The organism is Paraburkholderia kururiensis JCM 10599 = LMG 19447, from assembly GCF_003986935.1.
Taxonomy (GTDB): Bacteria; Pseudomonadota; Gammaproteobacteria; order Burkholderiales; family Burkholderiaceae; genus Paraburkholderia; species Paraburkholderia kururiensis.
In genome coordinates this window covers 1-22,369 of record NZ_RJZE01000024.1, presented here as the reverse complement: position 1 = coordinate 22,369, position 22,369 = coordinate 1, and the positions used below count along the sequence as shown (strand labels likewise).

The following is a 22,369-nucleotide window of genomic DNA, read 5'->3' as shown; positions in this document are numbered from 1 at the left end:
GGCACGCGGTTGGCCGCCCAGGCTAGCGCGACGGCGCCGCGACGAGCCAAAAGAAAAAGCCGCCCGGTTTGATAGCCGGGCGGCTTTTTTTGCGACGCGTGCGACGATCAGGCCGCCTTCTTCTTCTGACCCATCATGCGCGTGATGTACCACTGCTGCGCGATGGAAAGCACGTTGTTCACCACGTAGTACAGCACGAGGCCGGCAGGGAAGAAGAAGAACATGACCGAAAAGGCGATCGGCATGAACATCATCATCTTGGCCTGCACGGGGTCCGGCGGCGTGGGGTTGAGCTTCGTCTGCAGGAACATCGAGATGGCCATCAGCACCGGCAGGATGAAGTACGGGTCCTGCTGCGAGAGGTCGTGAATCCACAGAACCCACGGCGCGCCGCGCATTTCCACCGACGAGAGCAGCACCCAGTACAGCGAAATGAACACCGGAATCTGGATCACCACCGGCAGGCAGCCGCCGAACGGATTGACCTTCTCGGTCTTGTAGAGCTCCATCAGCGCGGCGTTCATCTTCTGCGGGTCGCTCTTGAAGCGTTCGCGCAGCGCCTGCATGCGCGGCGTGATCTCCTTCATGCGCGCCATCGACTTGTAGCTCGCCGCCGAAAGCGGGAAGAACACGGCCTTGATGAGCACGGTGAGCAGCACGATCGCCCAGCCCCAGTTGCCCACCACGCTGTGAATCTTTTCGAGCAGCCAGAAGAGCGGCTTCGCGATGATCGTGACCCAGCCGTAGTCCTTCACGAGTTCGAGGCCAGGCGCGATGCCTTCGAGCATGCGCTCTTCTTCGGGACCGGCGAACAGGCGTGCCGACACGTCGGCCGACTGCCCCGGCGCGATGGTCGCCACCGGCTCCTTCACGCCCACGCGGTACAGCGTTGGGTCGATCTTCTCGACGTACATGTCACGCTTCGCGCCTTGCTTGGGAATCCACGCGGTCGCGAAGTAGTGCTGCACCATCGCGACCCAGCCGTTGTCCGACGAGCTCGCGTAGTCCTGCTTGTTCTTGTCGATGTCGCTAAACGAGATCTTCTGGAAGTGATGCTCGTTCGTGTAGACCGCCGGTCCGATGAACGTGTGTGAGAAGCGCGGCGTTTCCACGGGCTGGCTGTCGCGCACCAGTTCCATGTAGAGCGTCGGCGTGACGGGCGCAGTGCCGACGTTGTCGATCTTCGTGTCCACACCGATCACGTAGCTGCCGCGCGTGAACGTGTACGTCTTCACGACCTTCACACCGCCTTTCACCGGCGACTCGAAGCTCAACTGGAACGAATTGGCGTCACCCGTGAGCTCGCGCGGACCAGCGGCCGGCGTGAAGACGTCGTTGTGGTTCGGGAAGTCGCCGCCCAGGAGACCCGTGCGGGCCAGATACGTGTGGTCCTTCGTGTGGTCGAAGAGCGTGATGTACTGGTTCGGCTTGCCGTCTTCTTCCTTCACGAGCGAGAGCTTGGCCAGCGTGCCGCCGCGCGTGTCGATCTCGCCGTCATAGACGTCGGTGCGGAAATGCACGAACTGCGCCTGCGCGGCCGGTGCCGTGTTCGCGGGTGCGGCGCCGCTGGCGGCCGGCAGTGCCTGCCCGGCTTCCGGCGTTGCCGAAGCCGCAGCGGCACCGGAGGCTCCGCTTGCAGCGGTCTGGGTAGGCGTCGCGCTCGGGAAGAACATCGACGGGCGTCCATGGTCGCGTTGCCAGTTGTCGAACAGCATGACCGCTGACATGAAGAAGATGACCCATAGGACGGTGCGTTTGATATCCATGCGTTGTCTCAGTGTCGATGGCGTGGCGCGTCAGCGCTTTGGGAAGTAGGTGGCGGGACCAGATCGATGCCGCCCGCGGAAAACGGATGGCACCGGCACAGACGCCTTGCCGCGAGGTAAGTACCACGCGCGGCGCCATGATACTGGATTGCTTCGCGCGCGTAGTCGGAACAGGAGGGGTAAAAGCGGCACCGGTTGCCGAGCAGTGGACTCACGGCAATCTTGTAGAAGCGCAGTAATGCGATCAGTACCGTTTGCATGGCAGTGCGGCAAGGTGAAGCCGCGAAGTGGAGCGGATAGCGAGCTGTCTGCCCCGCTGGTTACCCCGGTTTAGCCGAGGGCGCCTTCGGCACGCAGGAGCGGTCGGCGTTCGTGCGGCGACGGCAATTGCAGTGGCAGCGTTCGCGCTTGGCTTGGATCGTAGCAGGTCGGTTACATCGTTCGCGGTCATGGTCACGCCGGCGCTGTCTTGCCGGTGCCCGAGGTGCCGGCCGTGCCTGCCGCACCAGGCTCGGCGGGCCGCGCCGTTTGCGCAGCCTCGCCGGACGCCGGCTGGCTCTCCTGCGGCGCCACCTGCGCTTCGCGCTTCGCGATCTCGCGAGCGGCCTTGTCGAGCAGCATGCCGATCTCGGTGCGGCACAACGCTTTCAGCGGCGGCGAGGAGGCACTCGGCAAAGCCTTACGGTCGATGCGCGTATGCAGACGTAGCAGCACGTCCCATCCGCCGAACTCGGCGCGGCGCACCCGGAACATCTCGCGCGCGATACGACGCACGAGGTTGCGCGTGACCGCGCGCGGCGCGAACTTCTTGCCGATCACGAGGCCGAGGCGCGCTTCGTTGCCGGTGGGCCGGCCGTACACCACGAAGTGCGCCGAACGGCGCCACGGGCGCAAACGAAAAACGGATGAGAACTCATCCGTTTTCAGCAGCCTTGCGGCTTTGGGAAAGGCGGCTTGCGCTTGCAACGGAACTGGGCCTGATGCGGCGCGCAGATCCGGTTTCGCGCTGGCGCGAGTGCCGGAACCGGCGCGCAATCCGCTCGCAGCGCGCCTTAGACGGCGAGGCGCTTGCGGCCCTTCGCGCGGCGGGCGTTGATCACTTTGCGGCCGCCCGCGGTCTTCATGCGAACGCGGAAGCCATGGGTGCGCTTACGGCGCGTCACGGAAGGTTGGAAAGTACGTTTCATGTTGATCTCACTTGTCGAGAGTCGGTTGCCGGCCTGCTCGCCGGGATCCACCGCGCGGACATCGCTGCGGGTAATCGCATGGAAGGCTGCATGGGCAGCCGCATCTCACGCGTGCATTTCACGCTACGACCAGCCGGTAACCAGCATGACCAGCGCTAATCAGTGTTAACACCGGCCACACAAGGCGACAACCGGCAGGTCAAGGGATTTGGTTTTCGCGGAACCCGCTATTTAAGCCGGTTTTCTCTTGGTCGTCAATAGCTTAGGCCGCGACTTCGGCAGCCGTCCAGGCGGCTGCGAGATGGCCCCGAAAGGCCTGAGCCCTTCCTGAACCCCCCGCGCCGGGCCTTGATCCGGCCCTGTGGATAACTCGCTTCCCCCTGCATTTTGGCGGTAGAATCTCGCCTTGATCCCAAGAATCCTGCACCACGCTCCGGCTTGGCCCGCTTGCGCAAACGCTTGCTGCGCGGGCCCGGCGGGGCGTTGTCCGCCTGCTGCCCGGGCCTCGTTGTGTTCGCGCGACGGAGGCAGCAGACGGAGGCGGTGCATACAAAACGACGCAACTTGATGAACGATTTCTGGCAACACTGTTCCGCACTGCTGGAGCGTGAATTGACGCCCCAGCAGTACGTGACGTGGATAAAACCGTTGGCCCCGGTCGCCTTCGACGCCGCAGCAAATACGCTGCGCATTGCCGCGCCGAACCGTTTCAAGCTCGACTGGGTCAAGAGCCAGTTTTCCGGTCGTATCGCCGATCTCGCGCGCGAGTTCTGGCAGGCGCCAATCGACGTCCAGTTCGTCCTCGATCCCAAGGGGGGCGTGCGACCGCCCGCGGCGCCACGTGCCCCGCTCGGGCCGCTTGGGCCGCTTGGTACCGCGGCAGGGCCGGGCGCGGCTGCCGTGGAGTCCGCCGTCGGCGCCGTGCAGGCCGCTCATGCGGCTCACGCCGCAGCCCAGGTCGCCCAGGTGGCAACGGCCGGCAACGGTGCAAACCAGATCGCCGACGACGCCGCAGATCTCGACCTCCCCAGCCTCGACGCCAACGAAGCCGCGGCGGCACGCCGTACATGGCGCCCGGGCGGCGCCGCGGCGGGCGTGGCCAGCAATGAAGCCGATCCCACCTACGAGCGCTCCAAGCTGAACCCCGTGCTCACCTTCGACAACTTCGTGACCGGCAAGGCGAACCAGCTCGCCCGCGCCGCCGCGATCCAGGTGGCGGACAACCCGGGCATCTCGTACAACCCGCTCTTCCTGTACGGCGGCGTGGGGCTCGGCAAGACTCACCTGATTCACGCCATCGGCAACCAGCTGCTGATGGACAAGCCCGGCGCGCGCATCCGCTACATCCACGCGGAGCAGTACGTGTCCGACGTCGTGAAGGCGTATCAGCGCAAGGCGTTCGACGATTTCAAGCGCTACTACCATTCTCTCGACCTCCTGCTGATCGACGACATCCAGTTCTTCTCGGGCAAGTCGCGCACGCAGGAAGAGTTTTTCTACGCGTTCGAGGCGCTGGTGGCCAACAAGGCGCAGGTGATCATCACCAGCGACACGTATCCGAAAGAGATTTCCGGTATCGACGACCGCCTGATCTCCCGTTTCGATTCAGGCCTGACCGTTGCCATCGAGCCGCCCGAGCTCGAGATGCGCGTGGCGATCCTGATGCGCAAGGCGCAGTCGGAAGGCGTGAGCCTGAACGAGGACGTCGCGTTCTTCGTGGCCAAGCATCTGCGCTCGAACGTGCGCGAGCTGGAGGGCGCGCTGCGCAAGATCCTCGCGTACTCGAAGTTCCACGGCCGCGAGATCTCGATCGAACTCACCAAGGAAGCGCTGAAAGACCTGCTCACGGTGCAGAACCGGCAGATTTCGGTGGAAAACATCCAGAAGACGGTGGCCGATTTCTACAGCATCAAGGTCGCGGACATGTACTCGAAGAAGCGTCCGGCGAACATCGCGCGGCCGCGGCAGATCGCCATGTACCTTGCGAAAGAGCTGACGCAGAAGAGCCTGCCCGAGATCGGCGAGCTGTTCGGCGGGCGCGATCATACGACCGTGCTGCACGCCGTGCGCAAGATCGCCGACGAGCGTAGCAAGGACGCGCAACTCAATCACGAACTGCATGTGCTGGAACAGACGTTGAAGGGATAGCAGGACCGGTTGCCACTGTTGCAAATTGCGCCTCAATTGCACCTCAATCGCGCCTGCAACCGGGTCTGCCGCCCGGCCAGGCAGTACCGTGAAAACGCATGCGGGAAGGGCGGTGAGACGGGGTGGCCAGGCCGTGCAGCCCAGCTCTGTTTATTTCGCAGAACACCCCCATTTTGGGGAAGTGGTTCCGTTTTAAGGCACAATACAGGTTTAACCGCCCGGCGGTCGCGGGCGGGATTTTCACGCCGAGGCCGGTACTGCACGCAGGCGCCGGCGGGGACCGGGGCCGCGCGGTGACGAGCCGGGCGAGACGCGCAGGCCGTCACATCAACGAAGGAACTCTATGCAACTGGTCAAGACCGAACGCGATAACCTCCTCAGGCCGCTGCAAACGGTGAGCGGCATTGTCGAACGCCGCCACACGTTGCCGATCCTCGCCAATCTGCTGATTACCAAAACCGGTTCCGATGTGTCGTTCCTGTCCACGGACCTCGAACTCCAGATCACCACGCGCGCCGATTTCGGCGTAGGCAGCGATTCCATCGCAACCACGGTGGCTGCGCGCAAGCTGCTCGACATCCTGCGCGCCATGCCGGGCGGCGAAGTAAGCCTGTCGCTGTCGGACAAGCGTCTGACCGTGCAATCGGGCAAGAGCCGTTTCGCGCTGCAGACGCTCGCCGCGGACGAGTTCCCCACGGTCGCGCAAGCCAAAGACTTCGGCGCGAGCCTCACGGTTCCGCAAAAAACGTTCCGCCAGTTGCTGGGCCAGGTGTATTTCGCCATGGCGCAGCAGGACATCCGCTACTACCTGAACGGCATGCTGCTCGTGGTAGACGGCGACCAGCTGATGGCAGTCGCGACCGACGGCCATCGCCTCGCGTTTTCGTCCATGAAGATCGAGGGCGCGTTCCCGCGTCAGGAAGTCATCATTCCGCGCAAGACGATTCTCGAACTCCAGCGCCTGCTGGAAGACATCGACGACACGCTGAAAATCGACATCGCGCAGACCCAGGTCAAGTTCACCTTCGGCCAGGTCGAGCTCGTGTCGAAGCTCGTGGAAGGCAAATTCCCCGACTTCCAGCGCGTCATTCCGAAGTCGCACAAGAACACGTTCCTGATTGGCCGCGAAGAACTGCAGCATTCGCTGCAACGCGCGGCCATTCTCACGTCGGACAAGTTCAAGGGCGTGCGCTGCATCATGCAGCCGGGCCAGCTGAAGATCATGTCCACGAACGCGGACCAGGAGGAGGCGCAGGAAGAACTGGAGATCGCCTATCAAGGCGACACCATCGACATCGGGTTCAACGTCACGTACCTGCTCGACGTACTCGCGAACCTGAAGGTCGACATGCTGCAGGTAAGCCTGGGCGATGCCAGCTCCAGCGCGCTCATCACCATTCCAGAGAACGAACAGTTCAAATACGTGGTGATGCCAATGCGCATCTGACGCCGCAAAAAAACAAGAACACCAGGGGGCGCAGCGCCCCTTTGGCGTTTTTATGGCTTTTTGAAACGTATCGAGCAGCAACACTGGCAGTGACGCAGAACCGGAAAATTCCATGAGTGAACTGAACAATACGCAACCCGACAACAGCTACGGCGCCTCCTCCATTCAGATCCTCGAGGGTCTGGAGGCGGTCCGCAAGCGCCCGGGGATGTATATCGGCGATACGTCGGACGGCACCGGTCTGCACCACCTCGTGTTCGAAGTGCTCGACAACTCCATCGACGAAGCGCTGGCCGGCCACTGCAACGACATCCACGTGATCATTCACGCGGACAACTCCATTTCCGTGCAGGACAATGGCCGCGGCATTCCCACCGACATCAAGCTTGACGACAAGCACGACCCGAAGCGCAGCGCCGCCGAAATCGTGATGACGGAACTGCACGCGGGCGGCAAGTTCGACCAGAACAGCTACAAGGTGTCGGGCGGCCTGCACGGCGTGGGCGTGTCGTGCGTGAACGCACTGTCCAGTTGGCTGCGCCTCACCGTGCGCCGTGGCGGCAAGAAGCACTTCATGGAGTTCCACCGCGGCATCGCACAGAACCGCGTGATCGAAGAAGTGAACGGCGAGCGCGTCTCGCCGATGCAGTACGTCGGCGAAACCGAAAACCGCGGCACCGAAGTGCACTTCATGGCCGACGTAACCATCTTCGGCAACGTCGAATACCACTACGACATTCTCGCCAAGCGCATTCGTGAGCTGTCGTTCCTGAATAACGGCGTGCGCATCCGCCTTACCGACCAGCGCAGCGGCAAGGAAGACGATTTCGCGTTCGTGGGCGGCGTGAAGGGCTTCGTGGAGTACATCAACAAGACGAAGCAGGTGCTGCATCCCACGATCTTCCACGTGAACGGCGAAAAAGACGGCGTGGGCGTGGAAGTGGCCATGCAATGGAACGACAGCTACAACGAGAACGTGCTGTGCTTCACGAACAACATTCCGCAGCGCGACGGCGGCACGCACTTGACCGGCCTGCGCGCGGCGATGACGCGCGTCATCAACAAGTACATCGCGGACAACGAAGTCGCGAAGAGGGCGAAGGTGGAAACCTCCGGCGACGACATGCGCGAAGGTCTTTCGTGCGTGCTCTCTGTGAAGGTGCCCGAGCCGAAGTTCAGCTCGCAGACGAAGGACAAACTCGTTTCGTCCGAAGTGCGCGCGCCGGTTGAGGAAGTGGTCGCGAAGGCGCTGGAAGAGTTTCTGCTCGAAACGCCGAACGACGCGAAGATTATCTGCGGCAAGATTGTGGACGCCGCGCGCGCGCGCGACGCTGCACGCAAGGCCCGCGAAATGACGCGCCGTAAAGGCGTGCTGGACGGCGTGGGTCTGCCCGGCAAGCTCGCGGACTGCCAGGAGAAAGATCCGGCGAAGTCGGAGATCTACATCGTGGAGGGCGACTCCGCAGGCGGGTCGGCCAAGCAAGGCCGCGACCGCAAGTTCCAGGCAATCCTGCCGCTGCGCGGCAAGGTGCTCAACGTCGAGAAGGCGCGCTACGACAAACTGCTGTCTTCGGAGCAGATCGTCACGCTGATCACCGCACTGGGCTGCGGCATCGGCAAGGAAGACTACAACCTCGAGAAGCTGCGCTACCACCGCATCATCATCATGACCGACGCTGACGTGGACGGCGCGCACATTCGCACGCTGCTGCTCACGTTCTTCTATCGCCAGATGCCGGACATGATCGAGCGCGGCTACGTGTATATCGCGCAGCCGCCGCTCTACAAGCTCAAGGCCGGCAAAGACGAGCAATACCTGAAGGACGATGCCGAACTCAACGCACACATGCTCAGAGTGGCGTTGAACGGATCGGAACTGCTGCCCACCGAAAACGGCACGCCGATCGCAGGCGACGCGCTGGGCGAATTGGCGCGGTCATACCTGCTCGCACGCGCGGTGGTGAATCGTCTGAGCCGTCTCTATGACGAGCGCGCGCTCGAGGCCGTGATGGACGGCGTGGCCATCGACCTCACGAGCGAGGCGTCCACCCAGGCATCGGCCCAGGCGCTTGAAATCGCTTTGCGCGACGACCCGCTGAAGCCCGAAGTCAGCGTGGTGCCCATGTACGACCAGGTGCGCGAACTGCGCTCGCTGCGCGTGGAGCGGCGCCATCACGGCAACGTGAAGGTCACGGTGATCGACGAGGAATTCCTGCTGACCGCCGACTATCAGCAACTTCTGAATACGGCCAACACGTTCAAGGGTTTGATCGGCAAGGGCGCTGTGATCAAGCGCGGCGAGCGCAGCATGGCCGTGAACGACTTCAAGAGCGCCATGAAGTGGCTGATGACGGACGCGGAGCGCAACGTCTCGAAGCAGCGCTACAAGGGCCTTGGCGAGATGAACCCCGGACAGCTCTGGGAAACGACGATGGACCCGAACGTGCGGCGCCTGCTGCGTGTGCAGATTGAAGATGCGATTGCGGCGGACGGCATCTTCACGACGCTGATGGGCGACGACGTGGAGCCGCGTCGGGCGTTTATCGAGTCGAATGCGTTGAGGGCGGGGAATATTGATGTTTGAGGGTTGTAGGTTTTCAGAGATCCTTCAAATAATGTCACTGAAATAAAAATTCAGTGTCAAAGTTAATAAAAATTCCGCTTTGCAAAAGGCCTGAGAGCGAAAGTTCTCAGGCCTTTTTAATTTTTGATGCCAACTTTTACTGGGTAAATGTGCAATAAATATTGCATTTTAAGCGGCTCAAGCGCCTTGATGGGTGGCCTGAACGGGTAAATCTTCAATTAATGTTGACTCAAAGGTCCGGCTGAACAAAAATAGCGTCTTTGCGAAAAAAAGCCTAGCCTTAATGGGCTATGGCCTTCGCTATAAGCACGAACTCGGAGGAAGGAAAGAGACGTAAACGTAAAAACGGAGCAAACCCCATTTTCAGAAGCTTGCCCCGTCGGGTGGTAGCTTGACGCTACGCGTGTTGGCGCTCGTAGTATCGTCAATCTCCCTCCCGCGGTCAAGCTCATTTCGTCCTTTTTCTCAGAATCTCGCGAATCGAGAGGGATTAACTCGCCCTAACGGTTTGCGGCGGAGAGATTAAATGAGCAATAAACATTACGCTGCCGAACAATCGTTCAGCGGGCAGGATCCCTCTCGTCGACCCGTGCGCCGCGTTGTCCGGCCGACGGGTGCTGCATTCCGGGGGCGATTCCCGTCGGCAAAGTCCGACCATCCTGTTTCGTTTGAATCGCTCCTTGAGCGCGACGCACTTCTGTTGCTGGAGTTTTCCCCAGGAGTTTTGACATATCGGGAGCAACCGCTATTCACGTTCTATCCTCACAACGGGCGCATGAGGAAATACACGCCTGATTTTGAGGTTACGTTCGTGGATGGTGCAACGCGACTCATTGAGGTCAAGCCTGCCTACAAACTACTCGATGCTGAGGAGGCTGGCCGGCTGACCTGCCTCGCAGATCACTTCCGGAGGTGGGGTACCGACTTCCAGGTGCTGTCTGAGACCGAAATCCGTCGCAGCCCTGATTTACTCGCAAACCTGCGATCGTTAATGCCTTACCGCGCTTATCCCGTCGCTCCTCTCCAGCAGCGACTGGCAATCGAGCAACTCGGAACACGAGCCCCCGTTTCCTTGGCAGATGCCACTGCGCGTCTGAACGGCCGCCACGCGGTAATGCAGCTCATCGCGCACAACGTGCTGGTCAGCGATCTTGAGCAGCCACTGACAGCCGAGACAATGTTGCACCCCGTCAATGGAGAACGCCGCAATGAGCTTCGCTATTTTTAAGCGTGGCGCGAAGTTGATCATCGAAGGACGTGAGTTCGAGATCATTCGCATCAAGGAAGGCACCCACTTTTGTCTGGACGCGGCCGACGACGGGGCAATCTTCACGAAGTCCAAGGAAGAGCTTCTGGCGCTGTTTGCTTGTGGCAAGCTCAGGTTTTCTCGCGAGGCTGCAACGCCGGAGTCGCCTCACCGCTCACCCATGCTGCGGCCTTTATCCACTTACTCGGACGCAATCCAGGCGAAGGCGATTCGCAAGAAAAACTACCTTGACCTACTGAGTTCATTTGGGCCGATCATTTCTACGCCAGCGTCGCTTACGCCGAAGATCCTGGAGTGCGCCCGTCGATTGAACGACCCGAATCCACCCAGCTGGAACACCGTGTACCGGTGGCAGAAACGCTTGAATGCTTTTGGCGGCGACCCACGGGCATTGATCGATAGACTCGACGATCGCGGCAAAAAGCACCACATTCCAGGTCCCGTTCTCGATCTACTGCACCAGACCATTGAAACCGAGTATCTCGTCCCGGAAAAGCGGACTGCCAAGGATGTCTATTACGCGCTGCTGCATCGCCTCAATCGGGAAAACGAATTTCGGTCGGCAGACGACCACTTCCCGATGCCAAGCTTGGCGACGATCTATCGCTATATTCGGTCCATCAATGCCTACGACGTCACGGTGGCGAAAGAGGGTAAGCGATCTGCGCAGATCAAATTCCGCACAAGTGGGCAAGGTCCTACCGTCCGCCATATTCTTGAGCGCGTCGAAATCGATCACACGCCTCTGGACCTCTTCGTCATCGACGACAAAACTCAACTTCCGTTGGGCCGACCACACGTCACCGTCGCACTCGATGTCTACTCGCGCATGGTCGCAGGCATCTACGTCGGGTTTGACGGGCCGTCGGTCCGCGCCGTCCTGCGCTGCCTGCGGCACGCAATATTGCCCAAAAGCTACATCAAGGAACGGTATCCAGATATCGAGCACGATTGGCCGTGTTACGGCCAGATACTTGAACTCGTCTGCGACAACGGATTGGAGTTTCACAGTAACGAATTGTCTAGGGTGGCCTTCGAACTGGGAATGGTTCTCCTGTTCTGTCCCAAACGTCAGCCTTGGATGAAGGGCTCGGTAGAGCGGTACCTCAAAACGCTGAATTACCAGTTCGCGCACTCACTGCCCGGCACGAGCTTGGCGAAATGGTTCCATCGAGAAGACTACGACCCTTTACGCCAGGCACTGGTCACGCATGATCAATTGATGCATGTTTTGCATCGCTGGCTGGTCGATGTTTATTCCCAGACTTTGCATCACGGCATCCGTTCCACACCGTACCAGCGATGGACGGAGAGCGCACGAAGCTATACTCCCGGCCTGCCCGAAAGCGCAGATGATATAGACATCACCATCGGAGACACTCATTCGCGTGTACTCTCGCACCAAGGCATCGAGCTTGGTGGCCTTCGATATAACGATGACGCATTGTTGGCCATCCGAAAGAAGCATGGTGCACGGACGCAAGTCGACGTAATCGCCTATTTTGACGACGTATCCACAATTGCGGTGATTGATCCGGATACGAAGGTGCCGATCATCGTGAAGGCAGTCGACCAAAACTATGCAAGAGGATTGACCAGGGAACAGCATCGTATGCTCTGCGCAAGGGCACGTGAGGTCAATGCCGGAATCGTCAATCACGCGGCATTGGCGAAGGCGAAGTCGGAGATTCGCGCGATTGTCAGCGAGCTTGCGTTGAGTAGATCACAGAAAGCGCGCCAGCGAAGTGCGAAGATTCGGGGAATCGGTACGGGAGCGGAGGACCCGCTGGCAACGGGCGTTGCACCTCAATCGCCTTCAGGCGCAACTGTAGGTTCCGGAACGGCCACAACCAGCAGACCGATCGATGAGTTGCCGAAGCTGGATGGCATATTTCTGATGTCCCGGCCTCCTAGGGGGAAGCCATGACAGAACGGACCCTGCAATCCGGGCACATCGACGAAATCCGGCAGATCGAACAAATCCTGATACCCCACCGGCAGTTTCAGGAAGTCGTGCAGCGCCTCAGCCATGTGTATGAGTTTGCCTCTGGCGGGGCAGAGCCCCGGCACACATTGCTCGTAGGTGAATCGGGAAGCGGCAAGACATGGATCGCAAGATACATGCTGATGTTGATGCCGCCACAGAACCAGGACGGTATCAGCATCAAGCCGGTTCTGCTGGTTTCAACACCGGCGACACCTACACTCAAGACGCTGGCTGAAGCGATCCTATTTGCACTGGGCGATCCGTTGGCGGGGTACGGTACGGCGGATAACAAGCGCTACCGCGCCCTGTCGTTGATACGAAGTTGTCGGGTGGAAATGATCATCATCGATGAACTGCAGCACTTTCTCGATCATGGTGTCCGCCACTCGATGTACTCGGTAGCAGACTGGCTCAAGTCGTTCATTGACGACGCTGGAGTTTCTAGCCTGCTAATGGGGCTGCCGCGGGCCACGGCCATTCTCGCGCTCAATGAGCAGTTGCGGAGACGCTTCGCTACACAGCTTGTCCTGACGCCATTTTCGATTGATACGGAAGAATCGGAAGCCGAATTTCGGAGTGTCCTGAACGAGCTCGACAAGATGATCCCGACCAGCCGTCGGTCCGGCTTCGCTGAGGTCGACATCGCTCGGCGGATCTACGTCGCCACCAATGGCCTCATCGGTTATCTAAAGAAACTGGTGATTGGCGCCTTTGACTTGATGCGCGTGGAGAACCGAGCCTGCATCGACATTTCACTGCTTGGCCAGGCTTTCACGCGGGAGATCTGGCAGGGGGGGCCGCATACGCTGAATCCGTTTCGACCGGGCTTCGCTCTACGCAAGCTGGATCAGCCTGGCGAGCCGTTTGCATCGTTGAGCGCGGCATCTCGCGCCAAATCCGGGAGGAATCGATGAACACGCAATCAGAAGCGAAGGTGCTCGTCCAGTCTTTAGCTCCGTTCCCCATGGAAAGTGTCCAAGGATTTGTGCTTCGACTTGCCGAGGCGAATGGATTTCTGGAGACTCGGCACCTATGTTTGGTCCCTGGTGTGGCAAGCCATATCGCTCAGATGCTTGGCGACGATCTCAGCGGATTTGTGCCGAAGTGGCTACGTGGTGTGACGAGATCATGCGTGAGGCCAGATGTGTTCGCCCAGCTGTTCAATCTCGGGACGCATGCCAGGTGCTGCCCCGCGTGTCTATCCGATATATCGTACTGGCCCGTAATGTGGGAGCATCGATTTTACATAGCGTGCCCTATCCATAATTCACTTCTCGTCGACAGATGCCCTGCGTGTGGCCTCAGGCTATCCTGGCAGCGACCACGTATCCTGCAGTGTCGGTGTGGCAGCCTGATCACCGGCTGGCCTCGGGCGACTGCATCCGCCGCGGCTATCGATGCTGCTGGCATGCTACGAGAGAGCATGCTGCGATCGTTTGGGGATACTCACGACCTTGCAAGTCACTGCAGCGTTCCCAGAAACCTGTCACTACATTCCATCGCGCTGTTGCTGTACCAGCTTGGCTCACTTTCTCCATCTACCGAAAGCTTTCTGAGCCCTCGGACATGGCAGGTGTTGCCCGTCGAGGACGTCCAGTTACTGATCGAGGTCGCATACGACCTGCTTCGAGACTGGCCGATACGACTTCACCAAGTTCTGCACGATGACGAGGTGCTCGTTATCTCCAACTCAATCAAGTGTCGCCACTCCCCTGCGATCCATCGTCTACGGCGGTTCCTGTTCAGGAACCTACCTACCGACCTGGGATTTCTGCTGGATGGCTATAGAAGCTACCATCGAGACATATCGCTTGACTTGATTACCCGACGCAATACATGGGCAACGTCCGACGACATTGAAAAGCAGCGTTACCTCGCCGCCGTGAATGCGGCGCGTAGGATAGGAATCCGTACGTCGACCTTGCACGCTTTAGCTGATCTTTCTGGCGTATCAACGGTGCAGGTGGGCAACAGCGGAAAGAGACGATATACGCTCGTCAGCCAACACTCGCTGGAAAGGATCAAGGAACATCTCAAAGACAAGGTCAGCCTGAAGGCTGCAGCGAAGCTGCTTGGGCTTTCGCCCGGACGAGTTGAGCAACTGGTCGAAATAGGCCTGCTACATAGCCATCAGACGACGTCGAGCTTGGCTCGAACTACATTCTTGTCTCGCGCAGAGATTTCCGGACTCGTAACAGCAATTCCCTTGGTATCGGTAGGTGCGCTCGATACGGAGGGCACTTTGCCCCTGTCATCGATATCAAAGCATTTTCTGGCGTCACGATCAGAATTCGGCGCCCTGATCTATGCATTGAAAACCCAAGCCTTTTTGCATGTCGGCCACGATCCGTCCAAGCCAGGGCTTGCTGCATTTCTACTCGACAAGGCTGAATTTCTAGCGTGGCATCGCCGTCAAATACACGAACCGCATATGTCAGTCATTGAGGCTGCAGCCCATCTGCGATTACATCCTGAGGTGTGTTATCACGTGGTACGGCATGGCTTGCTCGCGACGAAAGATTGCTCTCATGGGCGGCGTATTCACGCTGTTATTACGTCCAGCGCATTGGATCGGTTCACGCGCACGTACATAACGTCACTCGAACTACGGACAATCTTCCCGACGCCTATCGGGTCCATCAAAACGTATCTATCGTCTCAGGGTGTATCTCCTGTCTGTGCGCCGACCATTGATGGGTGTCGCACGTATATTTACCGACGATCCGAGGTAGTCGGTGTCTTGCCAAAACCCCACCACAGCGTCATACCGACACGCCATGAATGACCCGCAGAAGCAGGTCGCGTGCCCGATCGTAACCGGGCTGCGTATCGAGCATGTCGAGCGGGCTCAGACCAGCAAGCTCTGCGTGCGGCCGACGCATCCATTCGACCGCGAGCGCCTGGTCTTCAAAGACTTCGACAGCCAGCTGGCGCAGATACAGCACGCGCGCGACGCGGTCGGACTCCGCTGGCGATAGCCGGTCCTTTCTCTGAATTTTGCGCTGGATCGTCGAACAGCACAGATTTAGACTCGCGAGCAGCGTCTGGACCGGCATGCGCAGCACTTCCTTCGCGACACCGTCGATAATGATCGCCGCGAACCCGTAATGGATGAGCCGATGTTGCTCAAGCGGTGGACAGCGCACGAGAAAGTTATCTAGATCTCCCGGCAACGCGCCGAGGTCGTTGTTGTCGGCGGGTGTCTGGGCCGGCGCTATGGCTTGGGCTGACGGTGGCTGGCCAGTGGAATGATTGCGGGCCATGTGCCGGGCTCCACATGGGATTTGCGATGTTTCCATTGTGGAATTCATCCAAATACAAGTCAAAATTTTCGCATGGGATTCGAATCGGGCGATCAAACCTGACACACGTCGGCGTGTCGTCACGTGAACACGGGGATATCATGGGTAAAGGTTCAGCGGACAGTCATCATGCTCTCTGATCTCCTCCAAGCACGGCGCGTCGCTCGTCAACAGCAGGAAGAACGCGAATATAGTCGACTCGTCGCGCACGCGTGGATCGCGTCTCGCCTGCGCCGCGGCCAGGACGTTGACGACATCATCGCAGCAGCCGAGAGTCAGATTGAGCTCTGGCAGCGTGACCGGCTCTGCAGCAGGGACTATATCGATGCGTGGCGAGGCGTGATTGCCTGCGGACCGCAGCGCATTGCCGACGTGCTAGAGGAGCGCTCGCCGTATGGCATCCGCATGCGTCAAAATACACCGTTTGCGCGCTACCTGACACGATTGGCCGGTGGATCTTGATGGCGTCGCCCTGACCTCATTCCCAACCGTCGGCGTGGGCTCGACGTCTATCTGCTGCCGTCGTGGTTCGTAGCTGCATCGTCCGCGATGGCAGTCGCAATTCTGGCCATACAGTATCAGCGTGACGGCCTATCAAAATTCGGGCCTTCCTCGTCGGAACGCTTGAATTCGCCCTCACAAGTGGGGCACCAAGACCACCTCCCTCAGTCGTCACTGCGGCAGAAATAATTCCCGGGAACGAAAAGAGCGGCAGAAAACATGACGTCGCTCTTCGCAACCTTTGACAAAGCTAACTTCACTGTATAAAAAAACAGTATGTGGCTAGCGGCGTGAGTTGCGGTTTCGCGCGTAAAGCGCAATAAACGCAATGAAATACGATTTCGTCGTTGCGTTTTGGGGGGCTTGATGGCATCATTACGCGATTGAACGGACAATTAATCACTGTCATGCCTAGGATCGCACCCGACGAAATCTTAGCCGCAGACGTTCGACGCTTCGTGAACGAAGTTGGCGGAATAGCGGCCGCGGCTTCCAGGCTTGGCGTGGAGAAGACCATGCTTTGGCGTTTTGCGCGGTCTGGATGCGCGATCAAAAAAAATCGTGTGAAATTGCGCGCTGCTCTCGATGCGCTGCAAAATGCAACAAAAAACGAAAACGCAACATCAAATGCAGTGCAGGCGGGAAGCGCCGGTGTCAGGCTCTCAGCGTCGACGCTGAATGAACTGCGAAGCACGCTGACGAATATGATCGTTTTGATCGATGCCTACACAGCAATAGGTTGAGCGGTTTTTGCAACCAAAGTTATCGGAACTCCAAATGGTAGATTCAACCACTCGAGGTAGCCGCCGCGCGATGAATCGCGCCGTGGATGCGATCCTCGCGGATGCTCGGTCGCGAGGTCGCAAAGACGTGGCGTCAGGGCAGGCAATCTCTTCCGCTATGGTCAATATGTCTGCTGCATTACCTGATCGTGTTGCCGATTTGGTGTTTGATATGCCAACTCGTCGCCGGATGGTGGATCTCATTCTCCCCGCACCGGTCAGAGAGGCTGTTGACGAGTTTGTGCATGAATTCGCGAGTGCCGCATTGCTTCGTGCCCATTCGGTCGAGCCAAGACATACTGTTCTTCTTGTGGGCGCTCCAGGCAACGGCAAGACAAGCCTTGCTGAAGCAATCGCCACAGAACTCGGCCTTCCGTTGCTTTCCGTGCGGTATGACGCGATTGTCGATAGCTTCCTGGGGGAGACGTCAAATCGCTTGCGCATTTTGATCGACCACGCGACTTTGAATCCCAGCGTGTTGTTCTTTGACGAATTCGATGCCGTCGGCAAGGAACGCGGCGATGCGAACGAAACCGGAGAAATCAAGCGCGTCGTCAGCTCGTTGCTTGTTCAAATGGATCGATTGCCCAGCCATTCGATCGTCATCTGTGCTACAAATCATCCTGAACTCCTCGATCGCGCAGTATGGCGAAGATTCGAGTTGAAATTGGAAATACCGATGCCGGGGCCGGCCGAGTTAAAAACTTGGTTTCAGCGCTTCGAACGATCACTCGGGGAATCAACGGGTGTTTCACCTACAGAGTTTGCTCAGTACATGTTGGGTGAAAGCATGTCCGATGTTGAGGCATTTACTTTGGACGTGCGGCGAAAGCTCGTTCTTTCGCGTGGCTCGATGTCTGCCCAGGAGGCCGTGAAAAGCGTGTTAGGTCGTTGGCGGGATCGACTAAGAAAGCCACAACTAGGCGGGAAGAATGGCAACAGAGCATCCGCTAATCCGAATGCGTCGCGAAGGCGACGAGCGTCCAAGAATACCGGGGAAACGGCGCCCGAGGTTCCCCAAAAAGATCTCCTTTCTGGAGCAGAGTAATCGCTTCAGCGAAACGTTTGCCGAAATCGCGCGTACGACTGAGGCGTGGGAACAAGGCATTGACGTAGCTAACGATCCTCGAGCCGTTGTCCCGGAGCGGGCGCTCGTATTCGAGCTCATGGCGCGCGTGGAGATATTCGAAGCGGTTGCCGCAGAACTCGGCTTCGAGTGGCTAGCGGGAGAAAGGCTTGCGCGCGGCTCTCCAGAAGAGGAAGACGATCTCGAGCCCGACGAGTCAGATGAGGGGGGGCAACTCTATTTGACCATGCCTACCCCACAGGGCATAAATACCCTCCTGTCAAAGTGGGCGCGCTATCGCAAAGGGCAACCGAGCAATGGTCCGGCGGAAAGAGCCCTTTGGACTCTGTTTGGCTACCTTCGCGATATACGGGCTTATTCAGTCCAGGACCGGATCGATGCGTCCGTCGTGCGCCATATCGAGGTACTGCTTCAAAGAGACCCGGAGCGACCTGTCACCATCGAAATTGATCTGTGGTTTCGGGCGACAGCGCCACAGCGGGAGCTGGCGCAAGCTGCGGTCGTCGATCTCTTGAAGCTGGATAGCGCCGAACTTCTTGACGCAGTCTTGATTGAGGAAATTCAATATCAAGCGGTGCTGATAAGAGCGCCAGTCAAGGTAGCGTACGAAATATCTCAGCGACATGGCCGCCTCGCGAACGCTAACGAGGTTATGTCCATCCGCACGCAATCGGTGTCTGACGAGCCGATCCCCCAATCGGAGAGTCTTTCCCCGATCAGTAACGCCGCGGCGCCAATCATCGAGGGCCCCTGCATCGCCGCGATCATCGATGGATATCCGGTGTCGGAGCACGAAAAGCTCGTGGGTCGGTTAGTCATTTCAGAGGTTGACGTATCGGCGACACATGCGCCGGTAGCGATTCGGCATCACGGCACTGCCATGGCGTCACTGGTCGTACATGGAGACATCGAATCCGCGAGCCCGGCCCTAACATCGAAGGTCGCCGTGGTACCCGTTCTATCGGCCACATCTGGTGGAAATCGTGAGACTACACCGCTTGACAAGCTGCCCGTCGGCATTATCTACCGCGCTGTGCGAGCCCTGCTTGCGGGGACCGCAGACCAGCAGATCAAGCCGGGCGACATTACGCTGATCAACCATTCTCTTTGTGATAGTTCGTACCCGTTTGTTGGTCGGCCCTCACCTTGGGCTGCGCTCCTCGACTACCTGGCCTTTGAGCACAACCTGTTGTTTGTTGTGAGCGCAGGAAACGTATCAGACGGTTTCGCGCTTGAAGGTTTTATGTCTGAGGCCGAGGCGCATGCGGCAGACGACGCGACACGCCTTGCAGCAATCCTCCTCGGGATGGAGAAGGCAAGGAAATACCGGAATCTTCTCAGCCCCGCGGAATCAATCAATGCACTGACCGTGGGTGCGTTACATGCCGACGGGTCGTCCGGCTTTCCCGCGGGTATTGTCGATCCCTTCCCGAACCATGCCATGGCTAATCTCTGCTCGGCCGTGGGTCCGGGCGTCAACCGCGCAATCAAGCCTGACGTCGTAGAAGTGGGTGGAAGGTTAAGTGCGGTTACATTCAATACGCCCGATGGCATAAAGGTCCGAGGCGTAAGTAGTCCCCATGTCGGTCAACGCGTGGCAGCCCCTCATCTTCTTGGTGATTTAACGCACGAGGCACGCACCGTGGGTACAAGCAACGCCGCTGCACTTGTTACTCGAACAGGCGTGCAAATCGCTGACGCCGTCGGAGACCTTTACAGGGCAGACGGAGAAGCGTGGCATAAAAAAAGGACCCGCGCGGTTATCTTGAAAGCACTCATTGCTCACGGTTGCCGCTGGGATCGTGTGGCCGAGTTGCTTGACGGTGTATTCCCCCCCGAAGGCACAAAAAAATGGTCGAGGCGGAGGGACGCAATTGCTGCATTCCTGGGCTATGGGCAACCGAACGCGGACATCGTCTCAGGGAGTGAGAACCGCGCTACTCTCCTTGCTGATGACGAAATCGGTCACGGCCAGCTCCACGAATATCGTATCCCGATTCCGAGCGCCATTCTGACTTCGCGCGATATCAGGCGAATTGTCGTTACCCTCGCCTGGTCGACACCCGTTTCCGTCTCGAGTTCGGCATATAGGGGATTCGCTCTGAACATTGTGGCGGCTGACGGAACGACAAAACTCTGGAATCGAGTTGGCCGAACTTTTCAAGCGAACGGCCCCGCTTCTGAGCGCGGCACGTTGGTCCATACGGTCTTTGAGGGAAATACGCGAACGACATTCAGCGACCCGAAGGGTCTCTTCATCGCCGTGCAAGCGCGAGCTCTTTCGCGGCGGTTTGAAAACCTAACCGTCCCGTATGCGCTGGCTGTGACAATAGAACTAGCCAGTTCCCAGAAGACCTCCCTCTACATCGACGTTCGAGACGCGATCCGGAATCGCGCGCGCGTCGGCAACCGGGTTCAACAACGTCTATGACATCTCACAACTCATCTCAACGCTTCTCGCCCGCGGACTCTCTCGGTGCAAAAGATCCCGCCTCAATCTATCAATACCTGATCGAGGTAGACGATTTCGACGCCGCTGAACTCTTTCGGCCGGACATCGTCGGCGGACATACCCTCAACATCCCGGGCATATCGCGATCCTGGCATCCGACGGGCACAACGATCGGTTATATCCCGTCAGGTACACGCGATCTGGTCGACGTGGAAAATGCAATTACGATGGAAGCTGACCGAAGGTTGATCGATCAACGCGTCAAAATCACGCTCGATAAGTTCTTCGTGCATCAATACCCGGGGTCGGGTGTCCATCGAGTGCTGTGTGAGTTTGCCGGCAAACATCAACTACCGGGAGAAGCCGAGGAGATGCGATTCGCGCTGAACACTGATGCACGAGATGGGCAGGCAGCGGGCGTGAATGGCCAGCCAATCTTCATGGGTGTGACGATCGGCGCGGACGGCATTTCGTTTGAAGGACGTACGATCAACGTGAGTAGCTCCGCCGATGACGACGTGCTGAAGGCTCTGGACAGTTCAGCTTTCAAGAATGGGCTTGCGATGATTACTGCAGCGCAACCTGCGCTCAAGCCATTCACAGGCCTTGCGACGTCGGTAGTTCAGTCCGCCGCAAACCGATCCAGAAACAAGCAGGTACACAGTTTCAATATCGGGTTGGACTTTAGCACCACCGCGTCGTCGGCAAAATTGCGGCTTGGCTCTTATATCGTCGTCCAGACCGAGGGTGTCAATTGGAATTGGCAGCACTATGCCTGGGACTGCAATGGCTTGATCTTGAAGCATAAGCAAACCGACGAAGCTCTAAAGGCAAATTACATGGTCTTCGGCATTTCGTCGTACACTTCAACCGCGACATCAACGCCATCGCGCGCTCGGAAAAAGACTTCGTAACTCATTGGTGACTGGCATCATTACAACGGGGGCGACGTCGACCAATGTCCGGCAGCTTGACCTACTCAGTCGACCAAGCAGTTGAACTGAGGGTGTGTGAGAAGCTCAACGCACACAACATCAGCATGGACAGCTCCACCTCAACCTCAACTCCCTACGGCCTGCCCTGGACACGCAAATGAAGGGGAAAAGCAGAAGTCCCTTGGTCTCATCCGTTCTCTTGGCCGTCGGGACTCAATCGGACTTTTGACCCGACAAGAGCGGTCCTCGCAAAAGACAAGGCCGCTATCCCTTGATACTTGTGATAGCGGCCGACTGTTCAGACTTTTTCGAGATTATGATGAGCGCGGGGATTTTTGTCCCCTGTCACCAGGACGGAGTATTTACTGTCCGAACCCATCACCGCACGCGCGGCAGTTTTAGCCTTGCCTAGAATTTGCTCTTTGGTGTCACTTGACACCCGGCTATATTCCGCGGTTGGTAATCTGTATGACACTCCGTTGATGCTCAGATTGCGCCTGAACCCCTGCTTACTCATCTCGTCGTGAAGCTCGGCGTACTTCTCGGAGTCATGCTTCACGCCGTGCAACTCGACACGAACCGTATAGTTCACCTTGATTGTATCCCGGTTGCTATTTCTTCTTCGACTTGGCAGCGGGTGCTGCCTTGCGCTGCGCGAGATCCGAAGCAGCGACCTCTTTTTCCTTCCTGGTCGATTTCGGGTTGCGCAGGATCTTTGCGGCATCCGATGCCGCCTTTTTGCCCGTTGTCATAATCACCTCATTGCTCATTGATCGGAGCCCCGCCGCTGCGGAGCCTGGAGCAGCCCCCTGAATCTCCGGACACAGTCTCCCACTTACAATAGCGGGTAGGCATAAGACTGTGTTTTTGACTAACAACAAGCAAGAAGTGATGGAAGTGTTGGCGGGGCCGGAGCGCCGGCGG

At 58.6% G+C, this 22,369-nt stretch carries 19 protein-coding genes and 1 pseudogene; 13 read left to right on the top strand and 7 right to left on the bottom strand.

The genetic code is table 11. The annotated features are described in order from the left end of the window. Positions 1-107 precede the first annotated feature (107 nt). The 4 genes from yidC to rpmH form a co-directional block, all read right to left on the bottom strand. Entirely contained in the window at positions 108-1,766 is a 1,659-nt protein-coding gene (gene yidC / locus PKKP23_RS25560) for a membrane protein insertase YidC (protein WP_126878944.1), read from the bottom strand. Positions 1,767-1,774: 8 nt separating this feature from the next. After that, on the bottom strand, positions 1,775-2,026 hold the full coding sequence (gene yidD, locus PKKP23_RS25555; RefSeq protein ID WP_081601712.1) for a membrane protein insertion efficiency factor YidD: 252 nt from the start codon (positions 2,024-2,026) through the stop codon (positions 1,775-1,777). A 193-nt stretch (positions 2,027-2,219) separates the two neighbouring features. Next, positions 2,220-2,801, bottom strand: coding sequence for a ribonuclease P protein component (gene rnpA, locus PKKP23_RS25550; RefSeq protein ID WP_420873249.1), 582 nt, complete (start codon positions 2,799-2,801; stop codon positions 2,220-2,222). A 17-nt stretch (positions 2,802-2,818) separates the two neighbouring features. After that, the gene (gene rpmH, locus PKKP23_RS25545) at positions 2,819-2,953 is read right to left on the bottom strand and encodes a 50S ribosomal protein L34 (protein WP_026120950.1); all 135 of its coding nucleotides are present in this window, start codon (positions 2,951-2,953) and stop codon (positions 2,819-2,821) included. Positions 2,954-3,520: 567 nt separating this feature from the next. Between rpmH and dnaA the strand changes: the two genes are divergently transcribed. The 8 genes and pseudogenes from dnaA (at position 3,521) to PKKP23_RS25510 (ending at position 15,171) form a co-directional block, all read left to right on the top strand. After that, positions 3,521-5,101, top strand: a complete 1,581-nt coding sequence (dnaA, locus tag PKKP23_RS25540) for a chromosomal replication initiator protein DnaA (RefSeq protein ID WP_126878943.1) — start codon at positions 3,521-3,523, stop codon at positions 5,099-5,101. 343 nt (positions 5,102-5,444) lie between these two features. Then, positions 5,445-6,548, top strand: coding sequence for a DNA polymerase III subunit beta (gene dnaN, locus PKKP23_RS25535; protein WP_017772327.1), 1,104 nt, complete (start codon positions 5,445-5,447; stop codon positions 6,546-6,548). A 112-nt stretch (positions 6,549-6,660) separates the two neighbouring features. Beyond that, positions 6,661-9,132, top strand: a complete 2,472-nt coding sequence (gene gyrB, locus PKKP23_RS25530; protein ID WP_017772328.1) for a DNA topoisomerase (ATP-hydrolyzing) subunit B — start codon at positions 6,661-6,663, stop codon at positions 9,130-9,132. A 526-nt stretch (positions 9,133-9,658) separates the two neighbouring features. Next, positions 9,659-10,360 (top strand): TnsA endonuclease N-terminal domain-containing protein, encoded by a 702-nt coding sequence (locus PKKP23_RS25525; protein WP_126878942.1) that lies wholly within the window; start codon positions 9,659-9,661, stop codon positions 10,358-10,360. Beyond that, positions 10,341-12,326, top strand: a complete 1,986-nt coding sequence (locus tag PKKP23_RS25520; protein WP_161978142.1) for a DDE-type integrase/transposase/recombinase — start codon at positions 10,341-10,343, stop codon at positions 12,324-12,326. Before PKKP23_RS25525 ends, PKKP23_RS25520 begins: the two co-directional genes overlap by 20 nt. Continuing rightward, complete coding sequence (locus tag PKKP23_RS25515) at positions 12,323-13,300, top strand: TniB family NTP-binding protein (RefSeq protein ID WP_126878940.1); 978 nt, start codon at positions 12,323-12,325, stop codon at positions 13,298-13,300. The genes PKKP23_RS25520 and PKKP23_RS25515 overlap by 4 nt, the downstream gene beginning before the upstream one ends. After that, positions 13,297-13,650 (top strand): annotated as a pseudogene (locus PKKP23_RS35005) (TniQ family protein); the annotation flags it as partial. The gene PKKP23_RS25515 and the pseudogene PKKP23_RS35005, both read left to right, overlap by 4 nt. Positions 13,651-13,809: 159 nt before the next feature. Beyond that, a complete protein-coding gene (locus tag PKKP23_RS25510; protein ID WP_240659139.1) occupies positions 13,810-15,171 on the top strand; it encodes a hypothetical protein in 1,362 nt (453 codons plus the stop codon). Here the strand turns inward: PKKP23_RS25510 and PKKP23_RS25505 are convergent. Further along, positions 15,149-15,649 carry an antitoxin Xre/MbcA/ParS toxin-binding domain-containing protein gene (locus PKKP23_RS25505; RefSeq protein ID WP_126878938.1) on the bottom strand — a complete coding sequence of 167 codons (501 nt, stop codon included), beginning with the start codon at positions 15,647-15,649 and terminating at the stop codon, positions 15,149-15,151. The genes PKKP23_RS25510 and PKKP23_RS25505 overlap by 23 nt on opposite strands. 168 nt (positions 15,650-15,817) lie before the next feature. Between PKKP23_RS25505 and PKKP23_RS25500 the strand changes: the two genes are divergently transcribed. The 5 genes from PKKP23_RS25500 (at position 15,818) to PKKP23_RS25480 (ending at position 21,424) form a co-directional block, all read left to right on the top strand. Beyond that, positions 15,818-16,150: a hypothetical protein gene (locus PKKP23_RS25500; RefSeq protein ID WP_126878937.1), complete on the top strand. Its 333-nt coding sequence runs from the start codon at positions 15,818-15,820 to the stop codon at positions 16,148-16,150. A gap of 497 nt (positions 16,151-16,647) precedes the next feature. Then, positions 16,648-16,932 (top strand): hypothetical protein, encoded by a 285-nt coding sequence (locus tag PKKP23_RS25495; protein ID WP_126878936.1) that lies wholly within the window; start codon positions 16,648-16,650, stop codon positions 16,930-16,932. An 82-nt stretch (positions 16,933-17,014) separates the two neighbouring features. Then, positions 17,015-18,019 (top strand): AAA family ATPase, encoded by a 1,005-nt coding sequence (locus PKKP23_RS25490; RefSeq protein ID WP_205703017.1) that lies wholly within the window; start codon positions 17,015-17,017, stop codon positions 18,017-18,019. A gap of 127 nt (positions 18,020-18,146) precedes the next feature. Next, positions 18,147-20,489: a S8 family peptidase gene (locus PKKP23_RS25485; RefSeq protein ID WP_161978141.1), complete on the top strand. Its 2,343-nt coding sequence runs from the start codon at positions 18,147-18,149 to the stop codon at positions 20,487-20,489. Further along, a complete protein-coding gene (locus tag PKKP23_RS25480) occupies positions 20,486-21,424 on the top strand; it encodes a hypothetical protein (protein WP_126878934.1) in 939 nt (312 codons plus the stop codon). Before PKKP23_RS25485 ends, PKKP23_RS25480 begins: the two co-directional genes overlap by 4 nt. Before the next feature lie 319 nt (positions 21,425-21,743). Here PKKP23_RS25480 and PKKP23_RS25475 read toward each other — a convergent pair whose 3' ends face one another. Next, positions 21,744-22,037, bottom strand: coding sequence for a hypothetical protein (locus PKKP23_RS25475; RefSeq protein WP_126878933.1), 294 nt, complete (start codon positions 22,035-22,037; stop codon positions 21,744-21,746). Between the two features lie 19 nt (positions 22,038-22,056). Further along, entirely contained in the window at positions 22,057-22,215 is a 159-nt protein-coding gene (locus PKKP23_RS33805; protein WP_161978140.1) for a hypothetical protein, read from the bottom strand. Positions 22,216-22,369 lie beyond the last annotated feature (154 nt).